The sequence below is a fragment of the Vibrio sp. TRT 17S01 genome (assembly GCF_050113695.1).
GTDB lineage: Bacteria > Pseudomonadota > Gammaproteobacteria > Enterobacterales > Vibrionaceae > Vibrio.
The window spans coordinates 402,703-427,481 of record NZ_JBNJOG010000002.1 but is presented as its reverse complement, the minus strand read 5'-3'; the positions used below and the strand labels follow the sequence as shown (position 1 = coordinate 427,481).

Below are 24,779 nucleotides of genomic sequence, written 5' to 3'. Positions count from 1 at the left end.
CATCCCCCCATTCTTTCTATTTGTGAGAAAAGATATGTCAAAAGAATTTAGCCGCACGCAGCGTGTTGCCCAACAGCTGCAAAAAGAACTTGCGATGATCCTACAGCGTGAAGTTCGAGATTCTCGTTTAGGGATGGTGACTATTTCAGATGTAGAAGTGTCTCGTGACCTTGCTTATGCAAAAGTTTTTGTGACATTTTTATGCGTGGGTGAGCAAACTCCAGAATCTTGTTTAGCAGCACTACGTGAGCACGAAGTGCACATCCGTATGATGCTTGGTAAGCGTATTCGCCTACGTCTAACGCCTGAAATCCGTTTCTACTACGACAATACATTAGTTGAAGGTATGCGTATGTCGAATCTGGTTTCTGAAGTAGTAAATGAAGATAAGCGCAAGCAGAAAAACTCTGGCCGCGAAGATGATCAGGCAGGGGACGAGTAATGGCTCGTCGTCGTAAAGGTCGTCCAATTAATGGTGTTGTCCTTTTGGATAAGCCTACAGGCATTTCATCTAATGATGCACTGCAAAAAGTAAAACGTATTTATTTTGCAGAAAAAGCAGGTCATACCGGTGCACTGGATCCTCTAGCGACAGGTATGCTGCCAATTTGTCTTGGTGAGGCAACCAAGTTCTCTCAATTTCTATTAGATTCAGATAAGCGCTACCGTGTTATCGCTAAATTGGGTGAACGTACCAATACATCAGATTCTGATGGTGAAGTCGTTGAAACTCGCCCAGTTAACGTGGTTCTTGAGCAGCTAGAAGCGTGTATTGATAAGTTTCGTGGCGAATCTGATCAAATACCATCAATGTTTTCTGCGTTAAAATACCAAGGAAAGCCTTTGTATGAATATGCGCGGCAAGGTATCGATGTTCCGCGTGAATCTCGCAAGATCACGGTATACGAAATTATTCTGCATCGTTTTGAAAACGATGAAGTTGAGATGGAAGTCCATTGCTCGAAAGGTACTTATATTCGAACGATCGTCGACGATCTTGGTGAGATGCTTGGTTGTGGTGCTCATGTCACTATGCTGCGTCGTACTGCGGTTGCAAACTACCCGTATGAGAAAATGGTCACACTTGAGCAGCTTTACGACTTGCTTGAACAAGCGCAGAGCGAAGAGATTCCTCCACGAGAATTGCTTGACCCTCTATTGCTGCCAATGGACACAGCCGTTGAAGATTTACCGGAAGTTAATCTCAATGCAGAGCTGACCAATTTAGTTCAGCACGGAATGCCGGTACAAGTATTTGGAGCCCCTGAAGGAACGCCACTGCGTATGACATCTGGTGAAGAGAAGCTTTTCATTGGAGTTGCAGAAGTGAATGATGACGGGAAGGTTGCTCCGAAACGCTTGGTTGTGTTTCGTAACGAAGCTGAGTGATTTGCCATTCATAAATAAAAACCGAAGTCTTAGCTTTGGTTTTTTTATGTCTATCCGTTATCAGTGTATAAGGTTGCTCATTTTTAATAGCTCTCGAAGCTCAGCCGCTCGCTTACGGTTCACACCAAAGTCTGAATAGCCAACGCGAGATTCTGAGCGAACAATTAACTGGTTGTCTTCAATCTTGAGCTCCAAATCATCCACAAAGCGCATGATTTTAGATGTGCACTCGATTCGCAGGTAATTACCTTCTTTCACCGCTGTTTTCGCCCCCGGCAGTTCAAGTGCCACTTGCTCAATAGCATCGGTGTTCGCTGAATCAGCTAGGATGAATGGCGTTAGGTTGTATTCTGCACGCGTGTCTTGGGTGGAAACGCAGTTTGGTTTGTCACCACAAGGTGATTGAGAACGATCCGTCATGGTTGTGACTCCTTGGCTACAAGCAGTTAAGCCGAGCAAAGTGATGGAAAGGAGAGCGGCTTTTTTCATTGTATTTACTCTTATAATTTTGCTTCTAATTATATGGATACAAAAGAAAAAGGATCCAATAATAGGATCCTTTTTGTGATGTTAGCTGTGATTAAACTTCGAGGTAATCGAGAATGCCTTCTGCCGCTTTTCGTCCTTCATCAATGGCAGTGACGACCAGATCTGAGCCTCGCACCGCATCGCCACCCGCGAAGATCTTTTCGTTGCTGGTCTGGAATTGGAACTCTTGCTTCGCAGGGGCTTTGATACGACCCCACTGATCCAAATCGACATCAAACGGTGCTAACCAATCCATTTTGTGTGGTTGGAAACCAAACGCCATGATCACTACGTCTGCTGGTAGAACGTGCTCGCTGCCTTCGACGGGCTCTGGACGGCGACGACCTGCGTCATCAGGTTCACCAAGTGCGGTTTTCACCACTTTGACCCCCGACACTTTGCCTGATGCATCCACTTCAATCCCCAAAGGCTGAAGGTTGAACATAAACTTAACACCTTCTTCCTTAGCGTTTTTCACCTCGCGGCGAGAGCCGGGCATATTAGCTTCATCACGACGGTAAGCACATACCACGTTTGACGCGCCTTGGCGGATAGAGGTACGAACACAGTCCATCGCGGTATCACCACCGCCGAGTACCACTACGCGCTGCTTTGCCATGTCGATAAAAGGTTTGTCGTGCTCCAGGCCCATGACCTTGTAAGTATTTGAAATCAAGAATGGCAGAGCATCGTAAACACCCGGCGCACCTTCATTTTCTAGTCCCGCACGCATGTACTTGTAAGTACCAACCCCCAAAAAGACGGCATCGTACTCATCAAGTAGCTCTTGCATTTGCACATCTTTACCTACTTCGACATTCATCTTGAACTCTACGCCCATCTCGGTGAAGACCCGACGGCGGTTTTCCATCACGCCTTTTTCAAGCTTGAACGAAGGGATACCGAAGGTCAGTAGGCCTCCAATTTCAGGGTAGCGGTCAAATACCACAGGTTTCACGCCATTGCGCACTAGGATATCAGCGGCTGCCAAGCCTGCTGGGCCTGCGCCAATGATGGCAACCTTTTTGTCAGTCCACTCCACCTTAGACATGTCAGGCTTCCAGCCCATTTCGAAGGCTTTGTCGGTAATGTATTTTTCAACGTTACCTATGGTGACAGCGCCAAAGTCCTCATTGAGAGTACAAGAGCCTTCACACAGACGATCTTGCGGACATACTCGTCCACAAACTTCAGGCAAGCTGTTAGTTTGGTGCGATAGCTCAACGGCTTCGAGGATACGACCTTCATTGGCTAACTTTAGCCATTGCGGGATGTAGTTGTGGACAGGGCACTTCCATTCACAATATGGGTTACCACAGTCCAAACAGCGATCCGCCTGCGCAGTCGCTTGTTGCTTGGTAAACGGTTCATAGATTTCAACGAACTCGATCTTACGAACTTTGATAGGCTTCTTCGCAGGATCTACGCGTTGAACATCGATAAATTGATAAACGTTCTGACTCATGATTTAAACATCCTCCATGATTACTGGGCTTGAACGCGCAGTTCTGCGGCACTGCGACTCTGGTGACCAAGTAGCGTGCGCAAGTCCGCCGCTTGTGGTTTCACCAAGTAGAACTTTGGAATCCATTCATCAAAGTTCGCCAAGATATCTTCTGCGTGGCTAGAATTGGTTTCTTCAAGATGTTCGGCAATCAGACCACGTAAGTGCTCTTGGTGGATGTAGAGATCCGACAGAGAAATCGCTTCAACAGACTCGTTGTTCACGCGACCTTGGAAGTCTTGGTTCTCATCCAATACGTAAGCAAAACCGCCAGTCATACCTGCGCCAAAGTTCACGCCCGTTGCGCCAAGAATGGCAACAATACCGCCGGTCATGTACTCACAAGCGTTATCGCCAGCGCCTTCGATGACGGCAATCGTACCTGAGTTACGTACGCCGAAACGCTCACCGGCTTTACCTGCCGCAAACAACTTACCGCCGGTCGCGCCGTACAAACACGTGTTACCAATGATGGTCGCTTCATTACATTTAAATGCAGTGCCAAGGTGAGGTTTTATAACCACCTTACCGCCAGCCATGCCTTTACCTACGTAGTCGTTTGCATCACCAGTGAGATAAAGCTCTACGCCACCTGCGTTCCAAACGCCAAATGACTGACCAGCAGTGCCATCCAAGTGCAGTTTGATTGGCGTTGCCGCCATGCCTTGGTTGCCGTAACGCTGAGCGATTTCACCTGATAGGCGAGCACCCACAGAGCGATCAGTGTTGATCACGTTGTAGAAGAAGCTAGCAGATTGACGTTTTTCAACCGCTTGCAGTGCGTCTTCGATGATCTTGTTGTTTAGCTCGGCTTTATCAAATGGTGTATTTGGCTGTGTCCAGTAAAGAGGGTGTCCTTCTGGAGAGACTGGTGCCTCGAGAATATTCGACAAATCCAGCTTGGTTTGTTTTGCTGTCAGACCTTCAACGGTTTCCAACAAATCGGTACGACCAATCAAGTCAGTCAGTTTTCCAACACCAAGTTCAGCGAGCAATCCGCGCACTTCGTCCGCCAGACCGATGAAATAGTTCATCACCATTTCCGGTAGACCTTTGAAGTACTCTTTACGCAGCGTCTCGTCTTGAGTTGCAACCCCTGTGGCACAGTTGTTGAGGTGACAAATACGTAGGAATTTACAACCCATTGCCACCATTGGCGCAGTACCAAAACCGAAGCTTTCTGCACCGAGAATCGCCGCTTTCACCACGTCTAGGCCAGTCTTTAGACCGCCATCTACTTGCAGGCGAATCTTATGACGTAGACCATTAGCAACCAGTGCTTGTTGTGTCTCTGCTAGTCCCAACTCCCAAGGGCTACCTGCGTATTTCACTGAGGTTAGTGGGCTTGCCGCGGTACCGCCGTCGTAACCCGAAATGGTAATGAGATCAGCGTAGGCCTTTGCGACACCTGTTGCGATGGTGCCGACGCCTGGTTCAGAAACTAACTTCACCGAAACCAGCGCATTTGGATTGACTTGTTTTAGGTCAAAGATCAGCTGGGCTAAGTCTTCAATCGAATAAATATCGTGGTGCGGAGGAGGGGAGATCAGAGTCACCCCCTGTACCGAATAACGCAGTTTTGCAATTTCTGCGGTGACTTTGTGTCCTGGTAACTGACCACCTTCGCCCGGCTTCGCACCCTGTGCGACCTTGATCTGCAGTACGTCTGCATTGGTTAGGTAGTGAGGGGTAACACCAAATCGACCTGAAGCAATCTGCTTGATGCGCGAGTTACGCTCTGTACCGAAGCGACGTGGATCTTCACCGCCTTCACCCGAGTTAGAGTAACCGCCAAGGCGGTTCATCGCTGTTGCAAGTGCTTCGTGCGCTTCTGGGCTAAGTGCGCCAATGGACATCGCCGCAGAATCAAAGCGTTTGAAGAGCTCAGTGCTAGGCTCAATTTGCTCTAAAGGTAGCGGTGAGTCTGATTTTTTCAGCGCCATTAAGTCTCGTAGCATGGCAACAGGGCGTTGGTTCACCTGCTTAGCAAAGCTCTGATAATCGTTGCTTTCGCCTGACTTCACTGCGGTTTGCAGTGTGCCAACCACGTCTGGGTTGTAGGCGTGATATTCACCACCATGGACATATTTCAATAAACCACCATGCTCGATGGCTTTACGTTTCGCCCAAGCTCTACGAGAAAGGTTGTACAAGTCTTGTTGGAAGTCGTCGAAGTTTGCGCCTTCAATACGAGTGGTTACACCTTTAAAGCATAAATCGACCACTTCTTGGCTCAGGCCAACTGCTTCAAACAATTGCGAGCAACGGTAAGAGGCGATGGTAGAAATCCCCATTTTCGACATGATCTTGTACAGACCTTTGTTGATGCCGTATTGGTAATTTTGCATCACATCGCGATAGTCTTTTTCTAGCGCTTTATCATCAATCAGCTTACCTAGCGCTTCATAAGCTAGGTATGGGTAAACGGCAGTGGCGCCAAAGCCAAGCAAGACAGCAAATTGGTGTGGGTCACGTGCCGTGGCTGTCTCAACAACAATGTTGGCATCACAACGTAAGTTGGCATCGATCAGGCGAGTTTGAACCGCACCGACCGCCATTGCTGCAGGAATTGGCAGTTTGCCTTTGACTAAAGCACGATCCGAAAGCACAACCAGAACCGTGCCTTCACGTACGACCTGTTCGGCTTGCTCACACAGATCATCAATGGCTTGTTTGAGATCTTTCTGCTGTGGATCGTAGTTGATATCGAGAATGGTATTACGGTAGTGATCGTCACCAAGCTCGAGCAATTGCTGCATGTCTGAGTAAAGTAATACCGGCGAATCGAAGGTCACTCGGTAGGCGTGGCCATCGGTTTCACAGAAGACGTTCATCTCCTGACCAATACTGGTCGCCAGTGACATGACGTGTTTCTCACGCAGCGGATCGATTGGTGGGTTGGTGACCTGAGCAAACTTCTGACGGAAGTAATCAGTCACCAAGCGCTCTTTAGAGGATAAGACGGCCATTGGGGTGTCATCACCCATAGAGCCGACTGCTTCTTGGCCCATATCACCAAGAACACGCAGTACTTGATCGACTTCTTCATTGCTCATGGCGAATTGCTTTTGATAAGTCTTAAGTAAGTCTTCATCAAAGCTGCGTTCGCCAACTTGATCTTCAGGTAGCTGAGCAAAAGGTGTGAGTTTGCGAACGTTGTTTTCCATCCACTCGCGGTAAGGGTGACGAGATTTCAGATCGTTATCGATCTCGCTCGATTGCCAAAGTTTACCTTTTCGAGTGTCGACAACCAGCAGTTCACCCGGACCAACACGGCCTTTTTCGGCAACTTCATCGGGAGCGTAATCCCAAATCCCTACCTCTGATGCTAGGGTAATAAATTTGTCTTTAGTAATCACATAACGTGCAGGGCGCAGACCATTTCGGTCTAGGTTACATGCAGCGTAACGGCCGTCGGACAGTACTATACCTGCCGGACCATCCCATGGCTCCATGTGCTTGGAGTTGAAGTCGTAAAACGCTCGCAGATCCGGATCCATATCTGGGTGGTTTTGCCATGCTGGTGGCACAAGCATGCGCATGGCACGGAAGATATCCATACCGCCAGCTAAAAAGAGATCCAACATATTATCTAAGCTGGAAGAGTCTGAGCCTGTCTCGTTCACAAATGGTGCCGCAGTTTGAAGATCTGGCAACAGTGGCGATGAAAACTTGTAAGCACGAGCTCGCGCCCATTGACGGTTACCTTCAATGGTGTTGATCTCACCATTATGAGCAAGGTAGCGGAACGGTTGAGCCAGAGGCCAACGAGGCTGAGTGTTCGTTGAAAAACGCTGGTGGAACAGGCAGATAGCAGATTCCATGCGTAGATCAGCGAGATCAAGGTAGAAGCGCGGTAAGTCCGCAGGCATGCACAAGCCTTTGTACACCAAAACTTGTGTCGACAAGCTACAGATGTAGAAATCTGGATCTTCAGTGATTTGTTTCTCGATGCGACGACGTGCGATGTAGAGACGACGCTCAATGTCACGCTCGCGCCAACCTGCCGGAGCAGAGATAAAGACTTGCTGAATGTTTGGAAGTGAATCGGCGGCGATTGGGCCGAGTACTTCTGAATTGGTTGGTACTTCACGCCATCCTGCCACCGTCAGAGTCTCTTGTGCGAGCTCTTTGTTGATGATGTCTTTGGCGAGTTGAGCTTTCACCGGATCTTGGTTGAAGAAAATCATCCCAACGGCGTATTGCTTGCCAAGGTTGAAGCCATTTTCTTCAGCGATAAGGCGTAAATAGGAATCGGGCTTTTGTAGAAGAAGACCACAACCATCACCGGTTTTTCCATCGGCGGCGATGCCACCACGGTGGGTCATGCGATCAAGTGCAGAAATTGCTGTACGTACCAGCTTGTGACTTTGCTCGCCTTCCATGTGTGCGATCAAGCCAAATCCACAGTTGTCTTTCTCAAGACTTGGATCATAAAGAGCCATTGCAATTCTCCCTTTGCTTATCTGTCATCCCGACAGATATATCAACACTGCTCAAGTTGATAATGATGACTAACTATGCGTCATAATTGCTTTATCTTGGTTTTTTATGCAATAAAGCTTTCTTAAAATATTAACAATTTTAGTCGTTTTATTTTTCATCGACTTCACAACGTATAGCTTATTATGAATTACGTCAAGTTTGTGGTGGAAAATCACGTCAATATGCGATTTACCACTTAATGAGCTGTAATTACATTTTAAATTCAGTTGGTTAGCTTTTGTGTGATTACATTTATGTAACATGAACTGGTTGAGAAATAAAAAAAAGGCCAGCATAATGTGCTGGCCAAGAGATAAAATTCGGAAGGAATGTTTATATATTTTATCACTGAGGGTTAAAGAGCTTAGCTCATCAGCCTTCAGCGATATTCAATTAAGCAGAAAGCATCAATGAATTTGCTTTTGCTTCTAGGTTTGTGCCACCCATTAAGTAATCATCAATAGCACGGGCACACTCGCGACCTTCGTTGATACAACGAACGACTAGAGACTGACCTGTTCGCATATCACCAGCAGCAAATACACCTTCTTGGTTTGTAGCAAAACCTTGAGTTGTTACGTTACCACGATCGTCTAGCGCGATATCCAGTTGAGCAAGCACGCCTGTTGGTTCAGGATGCAGGAAGCCCATCGCTAGGAATGCCATATCACATGGGATCACTCGCTCGCTGCCTTCAACTTCTTTGAAGCTCGGGCGCTCGCCTGGTTTCGCATCTTGCCAAACGATGTCAGCTAAACGAAGACCTGTGACTTCACCCTTATCATTACCAATGAACTCTTTGGTCAGGATGTTCCAGTGACGATCAACGCCTTCTTCATGAGAGGTTGAAGTACGTAGGATCATTGGGTACTGTGGCCATGGCATGTTAGCAGGGCGCTTCTCTGGTGGAATCGGCATGATTTCAACCTGAGTGATGCTTGCTGCGCCATGACGGTTAGATGTGCCCACACAGTCAGAGCCGGTATCACCACCACCGATAACGACAACATGTTTGCCCGCGGCGTGAAGTTCTTCACCCTTAAGATCCATGTTGTTGGCACGGCGGTTGTTTTGACCTAGGAATTCCATTGCGAAGTGAACGCCTTTTAGTTCACGACCCGGAACTGGCAGATCACGAGGAACAGTTGAACCACCAGTCAGTAGAACCACATCGAATTCTTGACGCAGCTGCTGGGCATTCACATCAACACCAACGTGTTGGTTAACTTTGAATTCAATACCCGCTTCTGCCATCAGGTTGATCTTACGATCTATCACGTCCATACCCAGTTTAAAGTCTGGGATACCAAAACGTAGCAGACCGCCCACCTTTTCGTCTCGCTCGAATACCGTTACAGTATGACCAGCGCTGTTTAGCTGCTCAGCAGCCGCAAGGCCAGCAGGGCCCGAACCGATGATCGCAACGGTTTTGCCAGTGCGAGAACGTGGTGTTTTTGGTTTGGCGTACCCTTCACGATACGCCGTTTCCACGATGGTTTTCTCGATATTACAGATAGTGATTGGATCTTGGTTGATACCAAGTACACAAGCACTTTCACATGGAGCAGGGCAAACACGACCAGTGAACTCTGGGAAGTTATTAGTCGAGCTTAGAATGTTCCATGCTTCTTCCCAGCTATCACGATAAACTGCGTCGTTAAACTCTGGGATGATGTTACCGATAGGGCAGCCGTTATGACAAAACGGCACACCACAATCCATACAACGAGAAGCTTGAGTATTGATCTTGTCACCAAACTCCTCGTTCAGAACGAACTCTTTGTTGTTCTTGATGCGTTCAGCTGGGTCGATCTTCTGTGGTAGTTCACGACCATGCTCTAAAAATCCAGTAGGCTTACCCATTATACGGCCTCCGCTTGAGTTTCGTTTCCTTGAGACTGTGCTTCAGCTTTGCGTTTTTGAAGAACCGCTTTGTAGTCACGCGGCATTACCTTAACCATAGAGGCTAGGCTAGCTTCAAAGTTGTCTAGGAAAGACTGAGCGACTTCACTTCCTGTGAATTGAACATGCTTAGTTAGCATGTCGAGTAATAGATCTCTGTCTTCTTGCTCGATTGGATCTAGGTCTACTAGCTCTGGGTTCAGTTTTGACTCAAAGTCGCCTGATTTATCCCATACGTAAGCCACGCCGCCACTCATACCTGCGGCAAAGTTACGACCTGTTGAACCAAGGATGATGGCTGCACCGCCAGTCATGTATTCACAACCGTGGTCACCGACGCCTTCTACTACTACTTTTGCGCCTGAGTTACGAACACAGAAACGTTCGCCAGCCATACCGCGAATGAAAGACTCACCCGAAGTTGCACCGTAGAAACACACGTTACCAACCACGATGTTGTCTTCCGCGACAATGCTTGATTTTGCGTCTGGGTAAAGTACCAACGTACCGCCAGATAAGCCTTTACCCCAGTAGTCGTTCGCGTCGCCTTCCACTTCGAACTTCACGCCCTTAGCTAGGAATGCACCGAATGATTGACCCGCAGAACCTTTGAACTTCACGTTCATTGGCTGAGGTAGACCGGCATCTTTATACACTTTCGAGATTTCGTTCGACAACATGGTACCTGCAGAGCGGTCCGTGTTGACGATAGGGAACTCGGCATTTACCGCTTCGCCTTTCTCGAGTGCAGGAATCGCTGCTTGAATCAGCTTACGGTCTAGTACTTCTTCTAGGTTGTGGTTCTGCTGAGCTTGGTTGAATACACCATCAGCTTCGCGTGGTTGTTCAACGTGGAGAACAGGAGACAGATCTAGGTTCTTGTATTTCCAGTGAGAAACGTCTTGGCGAATCTTCAGTTTCTGACCTTGACCGACCATCTCATCGATAGTGCGGAAGCCAAGTTCAGCCATGATTTCACGTAGACCTTGTGCCATGTATTGGAAGAAGGTTACGACGTCTTCTACGCGACCATCAAAGCGCTCGCGAAGCGTCTTGTTCTGAGTCGCGATACCAACAGGGCAGGTGTTCTTATGACACTTACGCATCATGATACAACCTTCAACCACCAATGCTGCGGTTGCCACGCCCCATTCTTCTGCACCAAGTAGTGTTGCCACTGCAAGGTCGCGAGGTGTCTTCATCTGACCATCCGCTTGAACCACGATACGGTTACGTAGACCGTTCTTCAGTAGCGTTTGGTGCGTTTCTGCCAAGCCAAGTTCCCAAGGAAGACCAGTATGACGGATTGAAGACATTGGGGATGCACCAGTACCGCCGTCGAAACCTGCGATAAGTACAACGTCCGCTTTCGCTTTCGCTACACCAGAAGCGATCGTACCTACGCCTGCTTCTGATACCAGCTTCACGTTCACACGACCCGCGCGGTTCGCGTTCTTCAAGTCGTAGATAAGCTGAGCCAAATCTTCGATTGAGTAGATATCGTGGTGTGGCGGTGGCGAGATAAGACCGACGCCCGGAGTTGAGTGACGTGTTGCACCGATCCAGTCGTCTACTTTATCGCCTGGTAGCTGACCACCTTCACCTGGCTTCGCACCTTGAGCCATTTTGATTTGCAGCTCTTCAGCGTTAGTGAGGTAGTAAGAGGTTACGCCGAAACGACCTGAAGCCACCTGCTTGATCGCAGAGCGTTCCCAATCGCCGTTCTCTTTGCGCTCGAAACGCGTTGGGTCTTCACCACCTTCACCAGAGTTCGATTTCGCGCCAAGACGGTTCATCGCAACAGCCAGTGTGGAGTGTGCTTCGTAAGAAATAGAACCAAATGACATAGCACCCGTCGCGAAGCGTTTCACGATGCTTTCAATTGGCTCGACTTCGTCGATAGAGATAGAACCTGCAGGGTTCTTGATGAATTCTAGTTGGCTACGCAGAGTTACCGCGTTGTCACCTTGCTTATCTACTGCTGCCGCGTATTGCTTGAACTGATCGTAGTTCTTGTTGCGCGTAGACTCTTGCAGCAGAGAAATGGTTTCTGGGTTGAATAGGTGCTTCTCACCACGCTGTTTCCATTGGTAAACACCACCAACATCCAGCATTTGAATTGGGATTTCGCGTTGTGGGTAACCGATGCGGTGACGGATCAGCACTTCTTTGGCGATATCATCAAGGGTTAGACCTTGGATACGAGAAACCGTACCAGTGAAGTATTTGTCTACCACTGATTTGTGGATACCCAAGGCTTCGAAGATTTGTGCACCATGGTACGACTGTAGCGTAGAGATACCCATCTTCGAGAAGATCTTCAGAAGACCGCCATTGATCGCTTTACGGTAGTTGTTGAACAGATCGCGAGGGTTCGCTTCTGGATCCAACTTCTTCGTACGTTGAAGCTCAATGATGGTTTCAATTACTAGGTATGGGTTAACTGCGTTTGCACCGTAACCAAGTAGCGTTGCAAAGTGGTGCGTTTCACGCGCATCACCAGTTTCAACCACGATGTCACACTTCGCACGTAGACCTTTGCGGATCAAGTGGTGGTGCACTGCACCAACTGCCAGCATTGCTGGGATCGCCGCGTGGTTTGAGTTCACTGCACGGTCAGTTAGTAGGATGATTGAGTAACCATCGATAACTGCGTCTTCTGCGTATTGGCAGATACGTTTTAGTGCACGTTCAAGCTTGCCTTGATCTTCATTGGCTTGGAACACGATATCCAGCGTCTTCGCTTGTAGGTGCTCGTTATCGATCGCACGCAGTTTTTCAAGCTCAGAGTTCGCCAGAACAGGCGATTCCAATTCGACTTTCTGACAGTGAAGTGGTGTTTCAGTCAGAAGATTTTGGTCTTTACCCAAGTAAGTGTTCAGCGACATAACCATACGCTCACGGATCGGGTCGATCGGAGGGTTGGTTACCTGTGCGAAAAGTTGCTTGAAGTAGTTTGAAAGATGTTGAGACTGATGAGATAGAACCGCAAGAGGCCAGTCTGCACCCATGGCTGATAATGGCTCTTTCGCGTCATTCGCCATTGGAACGATGATTTCGTTCACTTCTTCAGTGCTCACACCGAAAGCTTGCTGACGATGTAGCAAACGCTCAGGAGAAGGTTGGCTGAACTGGTTGCTCGCATCTGGTAGCTTCTTCAAGCTCAGTAGGTTTTCTTCTACCCACTTCTCGTAAGGCTGCGCCGTTGCGATGGTGTCTTTCACTTCTTCATCAGAGATGATGCGACCTTGCTCTAGGTCCGCAACGAAGATACGACCTGGTTGCAGACGACCACGGAACTCAACGTTCTCTGGCTCAATATCCACAACACCAGATTCTGATGCCATCACTAGGAAGTTGTCTTTGGTCACTGTGTAGCGTGAAGGGCGCAGACCGTTACGGTCTAGCGTTGCACCAACTTGAACACCGTCAGTAAAACATACTGAAGCTGGACCATCCCATGGTTCCATGATGTTCGCGTGGTACTGGTAGAACGCGCGACGCTTAGGATCCATGTTTTTGTTTTCTTGCCATGCTTCCGGGATCATCATCATCAATGCGTGTGGCAGGCTGCGACCAGAAAGAACTAGGAGCTCAAGTGCCATGTCAAAGTTAGATGAATCCGAGCTGCCTTCCTGACAGATTGGAAGAAGCATGTCGATTTCAGCTTGAGTAAACAGGTCTGATTCTATGATTGCCTCACGGGCTTTCATCCAGTTCAAGTTACCGCGAACTGTGTTGATTTCACCGTTGTGGGCAATGTAACGAAAAGGCTGTGCAAGACGCCATTTCGGGAAGGTATTAGTAGAGAAGCGAGAGTGTACCAGTGCCAGTGCGGTCACCATGGTCGGGTTTTGCAGATCAAGGAAGTACTGAGGTACTTGCTCGGTCGTTAACTGACCTTTGTACACCAATGTCTTGTAAGACATTGAGTTAATGTAGAAGTCGTCACCAATGTTCGAAACGCTTTCTAGGCAAACTCGCACTGTGTAGTTACGAAGTACGTACAGTTTTCGCTCTAGCTCTTCAGGTGTGATGCCAGGGCCACCAGAGATAAACACATGCTCAAACTGAGGCTCTGTGCTTAGTGGGTCTGCACCAATCATTGAGTTGTCGGTTGGCAAAACGCGGTAGCCGATGATCTCAAGATCTAAACGTTGTGCATTACGCTCAAGAATGTCACGGCACTGCTCGCGTTTGTATTCGTCTTTCGGGAAAAGAACGACACCCACACCGTACTTTTCAAACGAAGGCAGCTTAATGCCTAGTTTTACGGCTTCTTCTAGCAGAAATTCATGGGGTTTTTGAAGCAAGATACCCGCACCATCACCACTGCATGGGTCACAACCTTGACCACCTCGGTGTTCCATACGGGCAAGCATATCCAATGCTTGAGTCACTACTTCATGAGATTTACGGTTTTTTAGGTGAGCAACAAAACCGATACCACAAGCGTCATGCTCCAGTTCAGGAGTGTATAAACCTTGTGAACTTTGCTCTCTATCTACCATAGATACATCCTTCCAGTTCAAGTAGACGCAATTTTCCAGACAGATCTATGCCGCTCGGGAAGTTCGTTACGCGTCTTGTCCTTTATAGTTATGAATCGCAACTGATCAGGGATTGATCAGCTTTGAGTCCTTTCCGTCTCTCACAGGAAAAGTTTTGTGAGAAAAACAATCCTTAGTGATATCCATTTTATTAGTGCCACTATTTAGTGGTTTATATTGGTGAAGGGTGGATATCGCCGACTTTTATACGTTAAATATGTAATTAAAATCACAAATTTAAACAAAATCTGTAAGTATCCTACAATTTTGTTGGCTCAAAATGCAATCAAAAACTGGCGCTTGTTGCCCATTTTTTCCGCCTAAAAATGCATTTGCAATTAACAATTACGCAACATTGATGGTTTTTCTTTATGGTTTTTGAATGTTTATTGATATTTGTTAGGTCGTGGAATAAGCGAAAGGAGTAGATTGACTGGTTTTCTCTTGCAGATTGGTAATTTTGTTACATTAATCGTAGTGAGATTTGTTTTTATTTGACGTGGTGAGCTTTTATGCAACTTCATGAGCTAGTTAATACCCTTGGACAAGATCTACAACGTCGTTATGGAGAGAAAGTTCATAAGTTAACACTTCATGGTGGTTTTAGTTGCCCAAACCGAGATGGCACCATTGGGCGTGGCGGATGCACTTTTTGTAATGTGGCTTCTTTTGCGGACGAAGAGGCTCAAGTTAAGAGTATTAACGAGCAATTGAAAGATCGTGCAGGCGAGATCCATCGAGCGAAGCGATATCTTGCCTACTTTCAAGCTTACACCAGTACCTACGCAGAAGTTCAGGTACTTAAGAACATGTATGAAGAAGCACTTAAGGCTGCGGATATTGTGGGCCTTTGTGTGGGCACTCGTCCTGATTGTGTACCTGATGCCGTATTAGACTTGTTATCGGACTACGTGAACCAAGGCTATGAGATCTGGTTAGAACTGGGTCTTCAAACTGCCAATAACGGAACATTAAAACGTATTAATCGTGGTCATGATTTTGAGTGCTACGCCGAGATCACCAAGCGTGCTCGTGCTCTAGGAATCAAAGTGTGTACTCATTTAATCGTGGGCTTACCGAAAGAAACTCATGATGACAATATCGAAACACTGCGCAAAGTCTTAGCGGTTGGCACGGATGGCATCAAGCTTCATGGCTTACATATTGTAGAAGGCAGTACGATGGCTAAAGCGTGGCGTGCAGGGAAGTTAGATGCGCCTGAACTTGAAGAGTATGTTGCGATTGTGAGCGAGATGATCCGCATGACTCCGGCGGATATTGTGTTTCATCGGGTTTCTTCTTCCGCACGTCGTCCGACGCTACTATCACCGATTTGGTGTGAAAACCGTTGGCTTGCAATGACAGAAATTGGTCGAGCATTAGATCGTGACGGAGCTCAAGGCTCGTTAACTGAGCAAGTATTTGTCTACCAGAAACCTGAGTTAAAAGCAGATTAAACTGCAAGAAACTGATATCTTTTGTAGTCTGTTTATAGACAAGTCAAACGAGCAATAAGAGATAGCTGATGGAGTCGTTCGTATTCAAAGTGTGGGAATCTTTTGTTGCACACAGTTTTGATGTGGCTTTTTTTGTCTTATGTTCTCTCATTGTCATCTGGGTTTACGCCCGTTACCAACAACAATTAAACCGTTTTATTCTTGATTCACCGACCGCATTGATGCTTGTAGATAGCGAGTCAGGAAAGGTTTTTCTGGTAAGTGGCTACGCAATGCAGCTACTGGGAATAAGGCAAGTCGGTAAAGCTTATCTACTTCCTGCTTCGGTGCCTGAAGGCTTTTTTTCTTCGATATTAGCTAATTTCTCTGGTCATTCATTTTCAGGTTATATGCAGAACTGGATGGTGACAGAAAACAGCAGTTTGGGAATTGAGCTTTCTGGCCGAAAGACACTGCATAGAGGAAAGCCAGCATGGCTTATCTATATTAAAACCTGCCAAACATCAGAATTTAATAAGCAAGAATTACAGACTTTATCTATTGCTCAAAGTGCTTTTGATAACCTTTCTGAGCTGATTTATATCAAAAATAACCAAGGTGAGTTGATTTCAACTAACCGAGCGTTTGATCGTTTTTGGCGTGAACGAGAAGAGGAAGGGAGCGCTGAAATCAAAGGTGTCATGAAAGGTCGTGTTAGTAATCGGCGCTGGACAACAACTCCGGATGGGCGTAGCTGCTTACTCGAAACCTATCAAAGTATACTTATGTCTGCCGAGGGCGAGAAACTTGGGACGCTTGGCATCAGTCATGATGTGACTGACTGGCATCAAATGCAGCAAAACCTGCGTGATGAGATGGAAAAGCGCAAAGATACCGAAGTAGCCTTGGCGCAGAGGGACACTATTCTTCAAAATATTCTAGAATCTAGCCCTGATTCTATCGGCATCTTTAATGAGAACTTAGTTTATCAAGCGTGTAATGAGCCATTTGTCAAAGCGCTTGGAATTGCTGATGTGAATGAGCTTATTGGTAAGCGTCTTCGGGATGTTGTCTCAGGAGAAATGTATCAACGTCTGTCTGAAACGGATAGCAAGGTGCTGCATGAAGGTAAGTCGTTACGTTATATCGACCGCGTGAAAGCGAGTGATGGCGGCTTTGTTTGGTATGACGTCGTGAAGTCGCCTTTCCGTGACCCAGCATCGGGCACTAATGGTGTATTGATCATGGCTCGTGATGTAACAGAGCGCTATCTAGCAGAGCAAAAACTTGAGGAAGCGAACCAAGAGCTGGCAAGGTTAAGTTTTATCGACGGTCTGACTCAAATAGCTAATCGACGTAAATTTGATGAGCAACTGGCGATGCTATGGCATTTGCATGTACGAGAAAAAACACCATTGACGGTTATGCTATGTGATATCGACTTCTTCAAAGGATACAACGATCGGTACGGACACCAGAAAGGTGATGATGCGCTTATCAAAGTCGCAAATGTCTTTAAGAAAGTATTGTCTCGGTCGACAGACTGTGTTGCTCGTTATGGGGGAGAGGAGTTCGCCTTTTTGCTGCCCAATACAACTTCAGAAGGTGCATTATTGGTGGCTAAGCGAATCCACTTGGAAATAGAGAACCTAGCAATAGAGCATTTGGCTTCCGATGTTTCGAGCCTACTGACGGTTAGTATTGGTATCGTAAGCTATGCACCTAAGCCTATCGACAATATGGAATCTATCGTTGCCCTTGCTGATAGCGCGCTTTATCAGGCTAAAGCAAATGGGCGAAATCAAACTTGCGTGCATCACACATCAGATAATTAGCCGCGTCTTGACAGTGTGGATGGTTACGTGTGGTGATCAAAACAGGTAGAATTTCTACTAGGTTATCGCACGGAGTTTTTGATGAAACCGATAAAAAATCTCGCACAGTATTATGTAGATTTACTCGTAAAGCTGGGTATTCTGCGTTTTTCTATTTTATTAGCTTTAGCTCTGGTGGCTTTAGCGGTTGTTGTGCAGGTCGGTATTACGTTGGTGCTAAGTGGCCACGTTGACGATATTGACATTGTTCGCTCGGTATTTTTTGGTTTGATCATTACTCCTTGGGCTGTTTATTTTCTCTCGGTTGTTGTTGATCAATTAGAGGAATCACGACAACGCCTTTCTAAACTGGTCTCAAAGCTCAAAGATATGCGCTCTCGAGATCAAGAACTAAACCATAAACTTCAACAAAACATTTCTAAACTGAATCAAGAAATTGAAGAGCGTATAAAAGCAGAAGAAGCGCGTGAAGAAGCAATGAAAGACCTTGAAAATGAGGTTTATCAGCGCGAACGAACCCAATTGGAGCTCGCTGAACGTACTGCGTTATTACGATCATTCATCGATGCTTCTCCCGATCTGATTTACTACCGTAATGCGGATGGTGTTTTCTCCGGTTGTAACCGTGCGATGGAAGAACTGACTGGTAAAAAAGAGAGCCAATTGGTTGGGTTAACACCTTGGGATGTCTACAGCAAAGAAGTCGCGCAGCAGATCGTCGATACCGATCAGCGTGTATTTTCTGACAATAAAGCACTGACTTACGAACAGTGGCTTGAGTACCCTGATAGTCGTAAAAGTTACTTTGAACTGCGAAAAGTGCCATTTTATAGCAAAGAAGGCCGCCATCTCGGGTTGGTTGGTTTCGGTCGTGATATTACTGAACGCAAACGCCATGAAGAATCACTCGAAAAAGCCAGCAGAGATAAGACGACATTTATTTCCACGATTAGTCACGAGCTTCGTACGCCACTCAATGGCATTGTGGGTTTGAGCCGAATGTTGCTCGATACGCAAATGACCGCTGAACAACGCAAACACATGCAAACCATTAATGTCAGTGCAATTACGTTGGGTAATATTTTCAACGATATCATTGATATGGATAAATTTGATCGTCGCAAACTAGAGCTTTTACCTGAACCGTTGAACTTTGAGGAATTTGTAGCAGAGATGGAGAGTATCTCTGCATTAATGGCGGAACAAAAAGGGCTTCGATTTGATCTTGAAAGGTTAAGTGCGCTGCCAAGTGCAATTGAAGTGGATGCAACTCGCCTGCGTCAGGTGCTATGGAACCTAATTAGTAATGCTATGAAGTTTACTAAGGAGGGGGGCGTTGTAATGACTGTGAGTGCCGAAGTCGAAGGTGAAATGGCCCATATCACAATGGAAGTGGAAGATACGGGTATTGGCATTCCTGAGTCGGAATTAGATAAGATTTTTGCCATGTATTATCAAGTGAAATCTGGCAAAGATAACTTACATGCCGTGGGGACTGGGATTGGTCTTGCTGTCTCAAAACAACTAATAAAAATGATGAACGGCGATATCACGGTCAGCAGTGAAGAAGGTTTTGGTAGTACATTTACCGTGACCATCAGCGTTCCAACAGCTCAAGCTACTCAGCTTAATCAAACCTTAGTAACCGAGCAACCAAGCTTAAATATTTTTATGGTAGAAGATATTGAGTTAAACATTACCGTCGCTCGTTCACTGCTTGAAAGTTTGGGCCATTCGGTGTCTGTTGCAATGACAGGCGAGGAAGCGAAAGCTCAGTTTGATCCTAAATTGTATGATTTAGTGCTTTTAGACATCCAGCTTCCAGATATGACTGGCTTTGATGTTGCAGCGTATTATCGCGCTCAATATAAACAATTGCCTCCTCTTGTGGCCTTGACGGCAAATGTCCTTAAGAACAAAACTGAATACCTAGAAAAAGGAATGGATGATGCGATCAGTAAGCCTTTATCTGTTATGGCTATTCAGGAAGTTATTACTAAGTTTTCTACCAAAGAGCAAAGCGAATTACTCACACAAGAGTCTGTTGAAGAAAGTGAAGACCGCTCTGATGTGTATGCTCGTTTGCTGGATATCGACATGTTGGAGTCGTATGTAGGGATTGTTGGTGCTAAGCCCGTTCAGGAGAGCATCACGATGTTTGAAGATATGATGCCTGAATATATTGAAGTGTTGGACTCAAATATGACGGCTAAACACCAAGAAGGAATCGTATCCGAAGCCCACAAAATTAAAGGGGCTGCGGGTTCCATTGGTTTAAAGCGAATTCAGAGTGTCGCACAGAAAGCACAATCACCGGATCGCCCAGCATGGTGGAAGAATATCAACGATTGGGTTGAAGAAATCAAAAATGAATATCAAAACGACATAATAATATTGAAAGAGTGGCTAGCTCAAAGGTGAATTGAATGAAAAATATGATGTCCATTGCTCTCGGTAGTATTTTGTTAATGGGGTGCACAAGTTCAGTACCCATGTGGGAACAAGAAAATCAAATTAGTGTTTCTGGGGTGACCATGACGTTAAATAGCCACCTTTGGGTCGATAATATGCCGATAATTGGTGAAGAGCAGAAAAGAGTCTTGCATGGCGCGCTATATATAGAATCACCTCAATTATTGCCTGCAGAATTGGATGTTAAAAGTGTCGTCATTCGGCAAGGGGAAGATGTTTGGATTGTCGATAATGAACTTCTTGAACTAAGAAACCACAATGAAAACCGTTGGGAGATTGCGTTTACATGGCAGTTAAGCGTCGATGAAGCTCAACCACTTGATATTGCAGTCTCATTTGATGGCTCTGTAGCAGAGCAGTGGCTTATTGAGAAAAATATAACGATTGAACAAGTACACTAAATCGATATTGTTTCTAGCAGAAATAAAAAAGCTTGCTCCTTATGAGCAAGCTTTTTTTGTTTGATATGAAATTAAAGGGCTTAACCTGCTTTCAGACCAGTATCAATATCAAGGATATCTTGTTCGTTAAGACTGCCCACAGCCTGACGTAGCTGAAGAACACTTAAAATATAGTCGTAACGGGCATTGGATAGGCTCTTGTTTGCATCGTAAAGGCGGCGAGTTGAGTCCAATACATCAACGATAGTACGTGTACCTACATCAAAACCAGCTTCTGTTGCTTCGAGTGCAGATCTTGCAGATACAACAGTTTGTTCGTAAGCACGAAGCGCACCGATAGAGGCACTAATGTTGTTGTTGTACGCACGAACATCTTTGACGACGCTGCGGTATGTCTTTTCAAGATCTTGGCTTGCAGCTACGTATTCGTATTCAGCTTGCTTTGTTAATGAAGTCGTTTTACCACCGCTATAAATAGGAACAACTAAGTTTAAGCCTACGTTGAAGTTTGTTGCGTTAGCATCACTAGAAGAGCTGTTTAGGTTATCTGTTTCTTGATAGCCGTAACCACCATCTAAAGTAAGATATGGCAGGTGACCAGAGCTGGCTAGAGAGATGTTGTCGCGAGCAATATCTTGTTTGATTCGTGCACTTAGGAGCGTTAAGTTTTTCTGTTGAGCATCTTCAACCAGTGCTTCAATGGCTTCTTTGGTTTTGCTTGCAGAAAAACGTTTGGTATCCAGAGCGTTTAGTTCCGAGTGCTCTTGTCCTGTAATTTCACGTAAGCTCTCGTAACTATTAGTGAGTTTGTTTTTAGCAATGACTTCATCGGCCAATACAATATCGTATTGAGCTTGAGCGTCATGAACATCGGTAATTGCGGATAGACCCACTTCAAAGCGTTGCTTAGTTTGCTCTAGTTGACGTGCAACGGCTGCTTTTTCTGCGCGAACAAAGACTAAGTTATCTTGCGCTCGAAGTACTTCAAAATATGCCTGTGCAGTACGTAAGATCAAAGACTGCTGCACGGCAGCATAGGCTGCATCAGCTTGGCGTGCACGTTTTTCCGCAGTGTCTAGAGCTATCCAACTAGAACGCTTATAGATTTCTTGAGAGAAAGTTAACCCAAGTTCCATATCGTTTGTATCGACATCTGTTTTTTGCTTGTGAGAGCTAAACATTGGAACACTTTCTCTTTCACCACGATTCAAGTCGTAACTTGCTGACAGGTTAATTTGAGGAAGAAGGGTACTGCGCGTAGAAGTTACCGCTTCAAAGGCTGCATCACGCTGCGCCGCTGCGCTAAGAAGCGTCGGATCATTGTCTTTCGCCTGAGTATAAACTTCACCCAGTGTGTCAGCTAAAGCTGATGTACTTAAGCTGCCAAGAGCGGCACTAATAAATAGAGGAAGCAGTTTTTTCATGGATTCAAGTTCCTGCCAGAATAAGATGATAAGGATTGACTTCGAAAGAGTTTAACTCAATTTGGTGTTAATTCACTCAGAACTTTGCAAAATTTTACAGTGAGCGCCTCACTCAAGCCTTACAAATGAGTCGCCGTTTAACAAAATATATAATAATTACATAAAAAGTTGAGCCACGTCCTTGGTGGTTTTTGTGAACTCTGAGTAAACTATATGATTCACTCAGAGAGGTGCCCAATGCAACAGTCTGACCAGCCACAAGCAAGCTTTACGAGTAAAGATTTAGAGATAATCTCAAAAGAGACACTGTTTAAAGGTTTTTTCAAGATGGTGAAGTACCGTTTTAAGCATCGATTGTTTAAAGGGGGATGGAGCCCATCGATCGAAAGAGAGATGTTTGAGCGTGGTCATGCTGCAGCAATGCTACCTTATGATCCTAATACTGACCAAGTTGTGATCATTGAGCAAATTCGGGTAGGAGCGTTAGAGCATGAACACCCATGGCAGCTCGAGATCGTTGCTGGCATTATTGATGATGGAGAGAGTGCTGAAGATGTTGTTCGGCGTGAGGCCATCGAAGAAGCGGGGATCTGTACAGGGCAGGTGGAAAAAATCACCTCTTATTATCCGTCTTCGGGTGGGTGTTCTGAAAAGTTAGAGGTTTACATTGGCGAAGTGGATGCGTCTAAAGCGCATGGCGTTCATGGTTTAGACTATGAAGGAGAGGACATTCGCGTTCAAGTGATTTCGAGACAACAAGCTTATCAATGGGTTGTTGAAGGGAAATTTGAGAATGGGGCCTCAATAATAGCTTTGCAATGGCTTGAGTTAAATTACCAACGATTACAATCACAATGGCAGAAGTAGCAGTAAAAAAAACGTATCACGTCGATTTAGCGGAATTGATGCGTGTGTACGAAACAAATTATGCAAAATTAAACGCTTTGCTCCCATCGAGCCCAAGTGTTGGTGATGTACGTTGTTATCAAGCCGCGAGCATGTCTTATCAAATAGAAGTGGGCGAAGTCACAAAGTACACAACTTTGGTCGATATTTGTCAAAGCGATGACGTGCCAGTATTTCCATTGCCAAAGATGTCTGTCAGGCTTTACCACGATGCGAGAGTGGCTGAAGTATGTAGCAGCGAGCATTTGAAAAGAGTTAAAGCGCGTTATGACTACCCAAATACCCAAATGGTCCAAAGAGACGAAAAGGCACAACTAAATCGCTTCTTAGGGGATTGGTTGTCATTTTGCCTAAGAAACGGAATTAGTCGAACGCCATTAAATATCTAGTCAGGTTTTATATTTTGAAGTTATCGTCAAGCTTAACAGACAAAAGCAGTATTAAGCTGTTGCAAATCACAGATACCCATCTGTTTGCTCCGGATGACGGGAGTTTATTGAGCGTGAATACTCAAGACAGTTTTCATGCAGTTGTTGATGCTATTGTGGAAAGTGGTTCTATTTTTGATGTTGTATTGGCAACCGGAGATATATCCCAAGATCACAGTGAGGAATCGTATCAACGTTTTGAGAAGGGAATTGAACCACTTGAAAAGCCATGTTTGTGGTTACCGGGAAACCATGACTACAAGCCCAATATGGGAGCGATTCTGCCGTCTACACAGATTAAGCAATCTGAACATGTGTTACTCGGAGAACACTGGCAGATAGTTTTGTTGGACTCTCAAGTCTCTGGTGTTCCTCATGGGCGTTTAAGCGATCAGCAGTTGCAACTACTCGATGAGAAACTAGCGCAATACCCTGAGCGTTATACCTTGGTCTTGTTACACCATCATCCTTTATTAGTGGGTAGTGCGTGGCTTGATCAGCACAGCTTAAAAGATGCAGACAACTTCTGGCAGATCATTGAAAAGTACAATAATGTGCGTGCGGTTTTATGTGGCCATATTCATCAAGATATGGATAAGTTGCACAACAACGTGAGAGTGATGGCAACACCATCAACTTGCGTGCAGTTTAAGCCTAACTCTCAAAACTTTGCTTTGGATCGTCAATCGCCGGGTTGGCGAGAGATCGAGCTATATGAAGATGGAACAATTGTTACTGAGGTTAAACGTTTAGCAAATGGCTTGTTCTTACCGGATTTTAACTCAACAGGTTACTAAGCTTGTTAACTTTTCAAAATATTCACTTACTTAAACTTATGACGCTATGAAACCTTCTCTGCTTTTGTATATTCATGGATTTAACAGCTCTCCTCTGTCTGTGAAAGCAAATCAAATGAAAGAGTATTGTGAGCTGCATCGACCTGATATCAAAGTGGTTGTACCGCAATTACCATGTTTTCCCGCTGAAGCGGCGCAATGTTTACTGAATATTGTCTCGAAATATAAAGATGACTTTAATATTGGTTTAGTTGGTAGCTCGTTGGGAGGATACCTTTCAACTTGGCTTAATGATAAATTTGGCTTTCGAGCGGTGGTAGTGAACCCTGCGGTTAAACCATACGAGTTGTTGATTGACTACCTTGGTGAACAACAAAACCCATACACGCACGAAACCTATGAATTGCAACCAAAGCACATTGATGAATTGAAAGCTCTCGATGTGGGTCGAATTCAGACCCCTGAACATTTTTGGTTGCTACAACAAGAAGAAGATGAGGTTCTTGATTACCGTCAGGCGGTTGAAAAGTTCTCAGCTTCAAAGCAGACCGTTGAGGCTGGTGGTGATCATAGCTTTGTTGGGTTTGAACGTTATCGCCAGCAAATTATCGAATTTTTACAACTATAAGCTTGCAACATAGTGGTGCTTAATTAAGCGACACCGATCTCTCATAATGCTTTTTTACTAGGCTTGTCATTGAGGGAGGAGTCATAATTTTGCT

16 protein-coding genes are annotated in these 24,779 nt (G+C 45.6%); 10 read left to right on the top strand and 6 right to left on the bottom strand.

All coding sequences use genetic code 11. The features are described from left to right. Positions 1 to 34: 34 nt before the first annotated feature. Together rbfA and truB are read left to right on the top strand one after the other, a co-directional pair. Positions 35 to 442 (top strand): 30S ribosome-binding factor RbfA, encoded by a 408-nt coding sequence (rbfA, locus tag ACQEXS_RS05150; RefSeq protein ID WP_427013050.1) that lies wholly within the window; start codon positions 35 to 37, stop codon positions 440 to 442. Further along, complete coding sequence (gene truB, locus ACQEXS_RS05145) at positions 442 to 1,389, top strand: tRNA pseudouridine(55) synthase TruB (RefSeq protein WP_427013049.1); 948 nt, start codon at positions 442 to 444, stop codon at positions 1,387 to 1,389. Before rbfA ends, truB begins: the two co-directional genes overlap by 1 nt. Positions 1,390 to 1,449: 60 nt before the next feature. On the opposite strand, the gene ACQEXS_RS05140 is transcribed toward truB, so the two are convergent. From ACQEXS_RS05140 to gltB (ACQEXS_RS05120), 5 genes are all read right to left on the bottom strand, one after another. Continuing rightward, a complete protein-coding gene (locus ACQEXS_RS05140; RefSeq protein WP_427013048.1) occupies positions 1,450 to 1,878 on the bottom strand; it encodes a DUF1499 domain-containing protein in 429 nt (142 codons plus the stop codon). A 91-nt stretch (positions 1,879 to 1,969) separates the two neighbouring features. Further along, positions 1,970 to 3,382 (bottom strand): FAD-dependent oxidoreductase, encoded by a 1,413-nt coding sequence (locus tag ACQEXS_RS05135; RefSeq protein ID WP_427013047.1) that lies wholly within the window; start codon positions 3,380 to 3,382, stop codon positions 1,970 to 1,972. A 20-nt stretch (positions 3,383 to 3,402) separates the two neighbouring features. Further along, the gene (gltB, locus tag ACQEXS_RS05130; protein WP_427013046.1) at positions 3,403 to 7,866 is read right to left on the bottom strand and encodes a glutamate synthase large subunit; all 4,464 of its coding nucleotides are present in this window, start codon (positions 7,864 to 7,866) and stop codon (positions 3,403 to 3,405) included. Between the two features lie 433 nt (positions 7,867 to 8,299). Beyond that, the gene (locus tag ACQEXS_RS05125; protein ID WP_427013045.1) at positions 8,300 to 9,769 is read right to left on the bottom strand and encodes a glutamate synthase subunit beta; all 1,470 of its coding nucleotides are present in this window, start codon (positions 9,767 to 9,769) and stop codon (positions 8,300 to 8,302) included. Next, complete coding sequence (gene gltB, locus ACQEXS_RS05120; RefSeq protein ID WP_427013044.1) at positions 9,769 to 14,319, bottom strand: glutamate synthase large subunit; 4,551 nt, start codon at positions 14,317 to 14,319, stop codon at positions 9,769 to 9,771. Before gltB (ACQEXS_RS05120) ends, ACQEXS_RS05125 begins: the two co-directional genes overlap by 1 nt. Before the next feature lie 551 nt (positions 14,320 to 14,870). On the opposite strand from gltB (ACQEXS_RS05120), the gene ACQEXS_RS05115 reads away from it, so the two are divergent. From ACQEXS_RS05115 to ACQEXS_RS05100, 4 genes are all read left to right on the top strand, one after another. Beyond that, entirely contained in the window at positions 14,871 to 15,815 is a 945-nt protein-coding gene (locus ACQEXS_RS05115) for a TIGR01212 family radical SAM protein (RefSeq protein WP_427013043.1), read from the top strand. Positions 15,816 to 15,883: 68 nt separating this feature from the next. Further along, on the top strand, positions 15,884 to 17,629 hold the full coding sequence (locus tag ACQEXS_RS05110) for a sensor domain-containing diguanylate cyclase (protein WP_367987257.1): 1,746 nt from the start codon (positions 15,884 to 15,886) through the stop codon (positions 17,627 to 17,629). A gap of 81 nt (positions 17,630 to 17,710) precedes the next feature. Further along, complete coding sequence (gene arcB, locus ACQEXS_RS05105) at positions 17,711 to 20,050, top strand: aerobic respiration two-component sensor histidine kinase ArcB (RefSeq protein WP_427013042.1); 2,340 nt, start codon at positions 17,711 to 17,713, stop codon at positions 20,048 to 20,050. Between the two features lie 5 nt (positions 20,051 to 20,055). Then, positions 20,056 to 20,502, top strand: coding sequence for a hypothetical protein (locus ACQEXS_RS05100; protein ID WP_427013041.1), 447 nt, complete (start codon positions 20,056 to 20,058; stop codon positions 20,500 to 20,502). Between the two features lie 80 nt (positions 20,503 to 20,582). On the opposite strand, the gene tolC is transcribed toward ACQEXS_RS05100, so the two are convergent. Beyond that, the gene (tolC, locus tag ACQEXS_RS05095; RefSeq protein ID WP_427013040.1) at positions 20,583 to 21,926 is read right to left on the bottom strand and encodes an outer membrane channel protein TolC; all 1,344 of its coding nucleotides are present in this window, start codon (positions 21,924 to 21,926) and stop codon (positions 20,583 to 20,585) included. A 237-nt stretch (positions 21,927 to 22,163) separates the two neighbouring features. Between tolC and nudF the strand changes: the two genes are divergently transcribed. Genes nudF through yqiA form a run of 4 tightly spaced genes read left to right on the top strand, consistent with a single transcriptional unit; the run spans position 22,164 to position 24,685 of the window. Continuing rightward, positions 22,164 to 22,793: an ADP-ribose diphosphatase gene (gene nudF, locus ACQEXS_RS05090; RefSeq protein ID WP_427013039.1), complete on the top strand. Its 630-nt coding sequence runs from the start codon at positions 22,164 to 22,166 to the stop codon at positions 22,791 to 22,793. Beyond that, the gene (locus tag ACQEXS_RS05085; RefSeq protein ID WP_367987252.1) at positions 22,781 to 23,221 is read left to right on the top strand and encodes a DUF1249 family protein; all 441 of its coding nucleotides are present in this window, start codon (positions 22,781 to 22,783) and stop codon (positions 23,219 to 23,221) included. The genes nudF and ACQEXS_RS05085 overlap by 13 nt, the downstream gene beginning before the upstream one ends. A gap of 14 nt (positions 23,222 to 23,235) precedes the next feature. Then, a complete protein-coding gene (gene cpdA / locus ACQEXS_RS05080; RefSeq protein ID WP_427013038.1) occupies positions 23,236 to 24,057 on the top strand; it encodes a 3',5'-cyclic-AMP phosphodiesterase in 822 nt (273 codons plus the stop codon). A 46-nt stretch (positions 24,058 to 24,103) separates the two neighbouring features. Then, on the top strand, positions 24,104 to 24,685 hold the full coding sequence (gene yqiA / locus ACQEXS_RS05075) for an esterase YqiA (RefSeq protein WP_427013037.1): 582 nt from the start codon (positions 24,104 to 24,106) through the stop codon (positions 24,683 to 24,685). Positions 24,686 to 24,779: the final 94 nt, after the last annotated feature.

Excerpts from the sequence above, each read along its gene's own strand:
- rbfA (WP_427013050.1), top strand. The coding sequence starts at position 35 with ATGTCAAAAGAATTTAGCCGCACGCAGCGTGTTGCCCAACAGCTGCAA.
- truB (WP_427013049.1), top strand. The coding sequence starts at position 442 with ATGGCTCGTCGTCGTAAAGGTCGTCCAATTAATGGTGTTGTCCTTTTG.
- ACQEXS_RS05140 (WP_427013048.1), bottom strand. The coding sequence starts at position 1,878 with ATGAAAAAAGCCGCTCTCCTTTCCATCACTTTGCTCGGCTTAACTGCT.
- ACQEXS_RS05135 (WP_427013047.1), bottom strand. The coding sequence starts at position 3,382 with ATGAGTCAGAACGTTTATCAATTTATCGATGTTCAACGCGTAGATCCT.
- gltB (WP_427013046.1), bottom strand. The coding sequence starts at position 7,866 with ATGGCTCTTTATGATCCAAGTCTTGAGAAAGACAACTGTGGATTTGGC.
- ACQEXS_RS05125 (WP_427013045.1), bottom strand. The coding sequence starts at position 9,769 with ATGGGTAAGCCTACTGGATTTTTAGAGCATGGTCGTGAACTACCACAG.
- gltB (WP_427013044.1), bottom strand. The coding sequence starts at position 14,319 with ATGGTAGATAGAGAGCAAAGTTCACAAGGTTTATACACTCCTGAACTG.
- ACQEXS_RS05115 (WP_427013043.1), top strand. The coding sequence starts at position 14,871 with ATGCAACTTCATGAGCTAGTTAATACCCTTGGACAAGATCTACAACGT.
- ACQEXS_RS05110 (WP_367987257.1), top strand. The coding sequence starts at position 15,884 with ATGGAGTCGTTCGTATTCAAAGTGTGGGAATCTTTTGTTGCACACAGT.
- arcB (WP_427013042.1), top strand. The coding sequence starts at position 17,711 with ATGAAACCGATAAAAAATCTCGCACAGTATTATGTAGATTTACTCGTA.
- ACQEXS_RS05100 (WP_427013041.1), top strand. The coding sequence starts at position 20,056 with ATGAAAAATATGATGTCCATTGCTCTCGGTAGTATTTTGTTAATGGGG.
- tolC (WP_427013040.1), bottom strand. The coding sequence starts at position 21,926 with ATGAAAAAACTGCTTCCTCTATTTATTAGTGCCGCTCTTGGCAGCTTA.
- nudF (WP_427013039.1), top strand. The coding sequence starts at position 22,164 with ATGCAACAGTCTGACCAGCCACAAGCAAGCTTTACGAGTAAAGATTTA.
- ACQEXS_RS05085 (WP_367987252.1), top strand. The coding sequence starts at position 22,781 with ATGGCAGAAGTAGCAGTAAAAAAAACGTATCACGTCGATTTAGCGGAA.
- yqiA (WP_427013037.1), top strand. The coding sequence starts at position 24,104 with ATGAAACCTTCTCTGCTTTTGTATATTCATGGATTTAACAGCTCTCCT.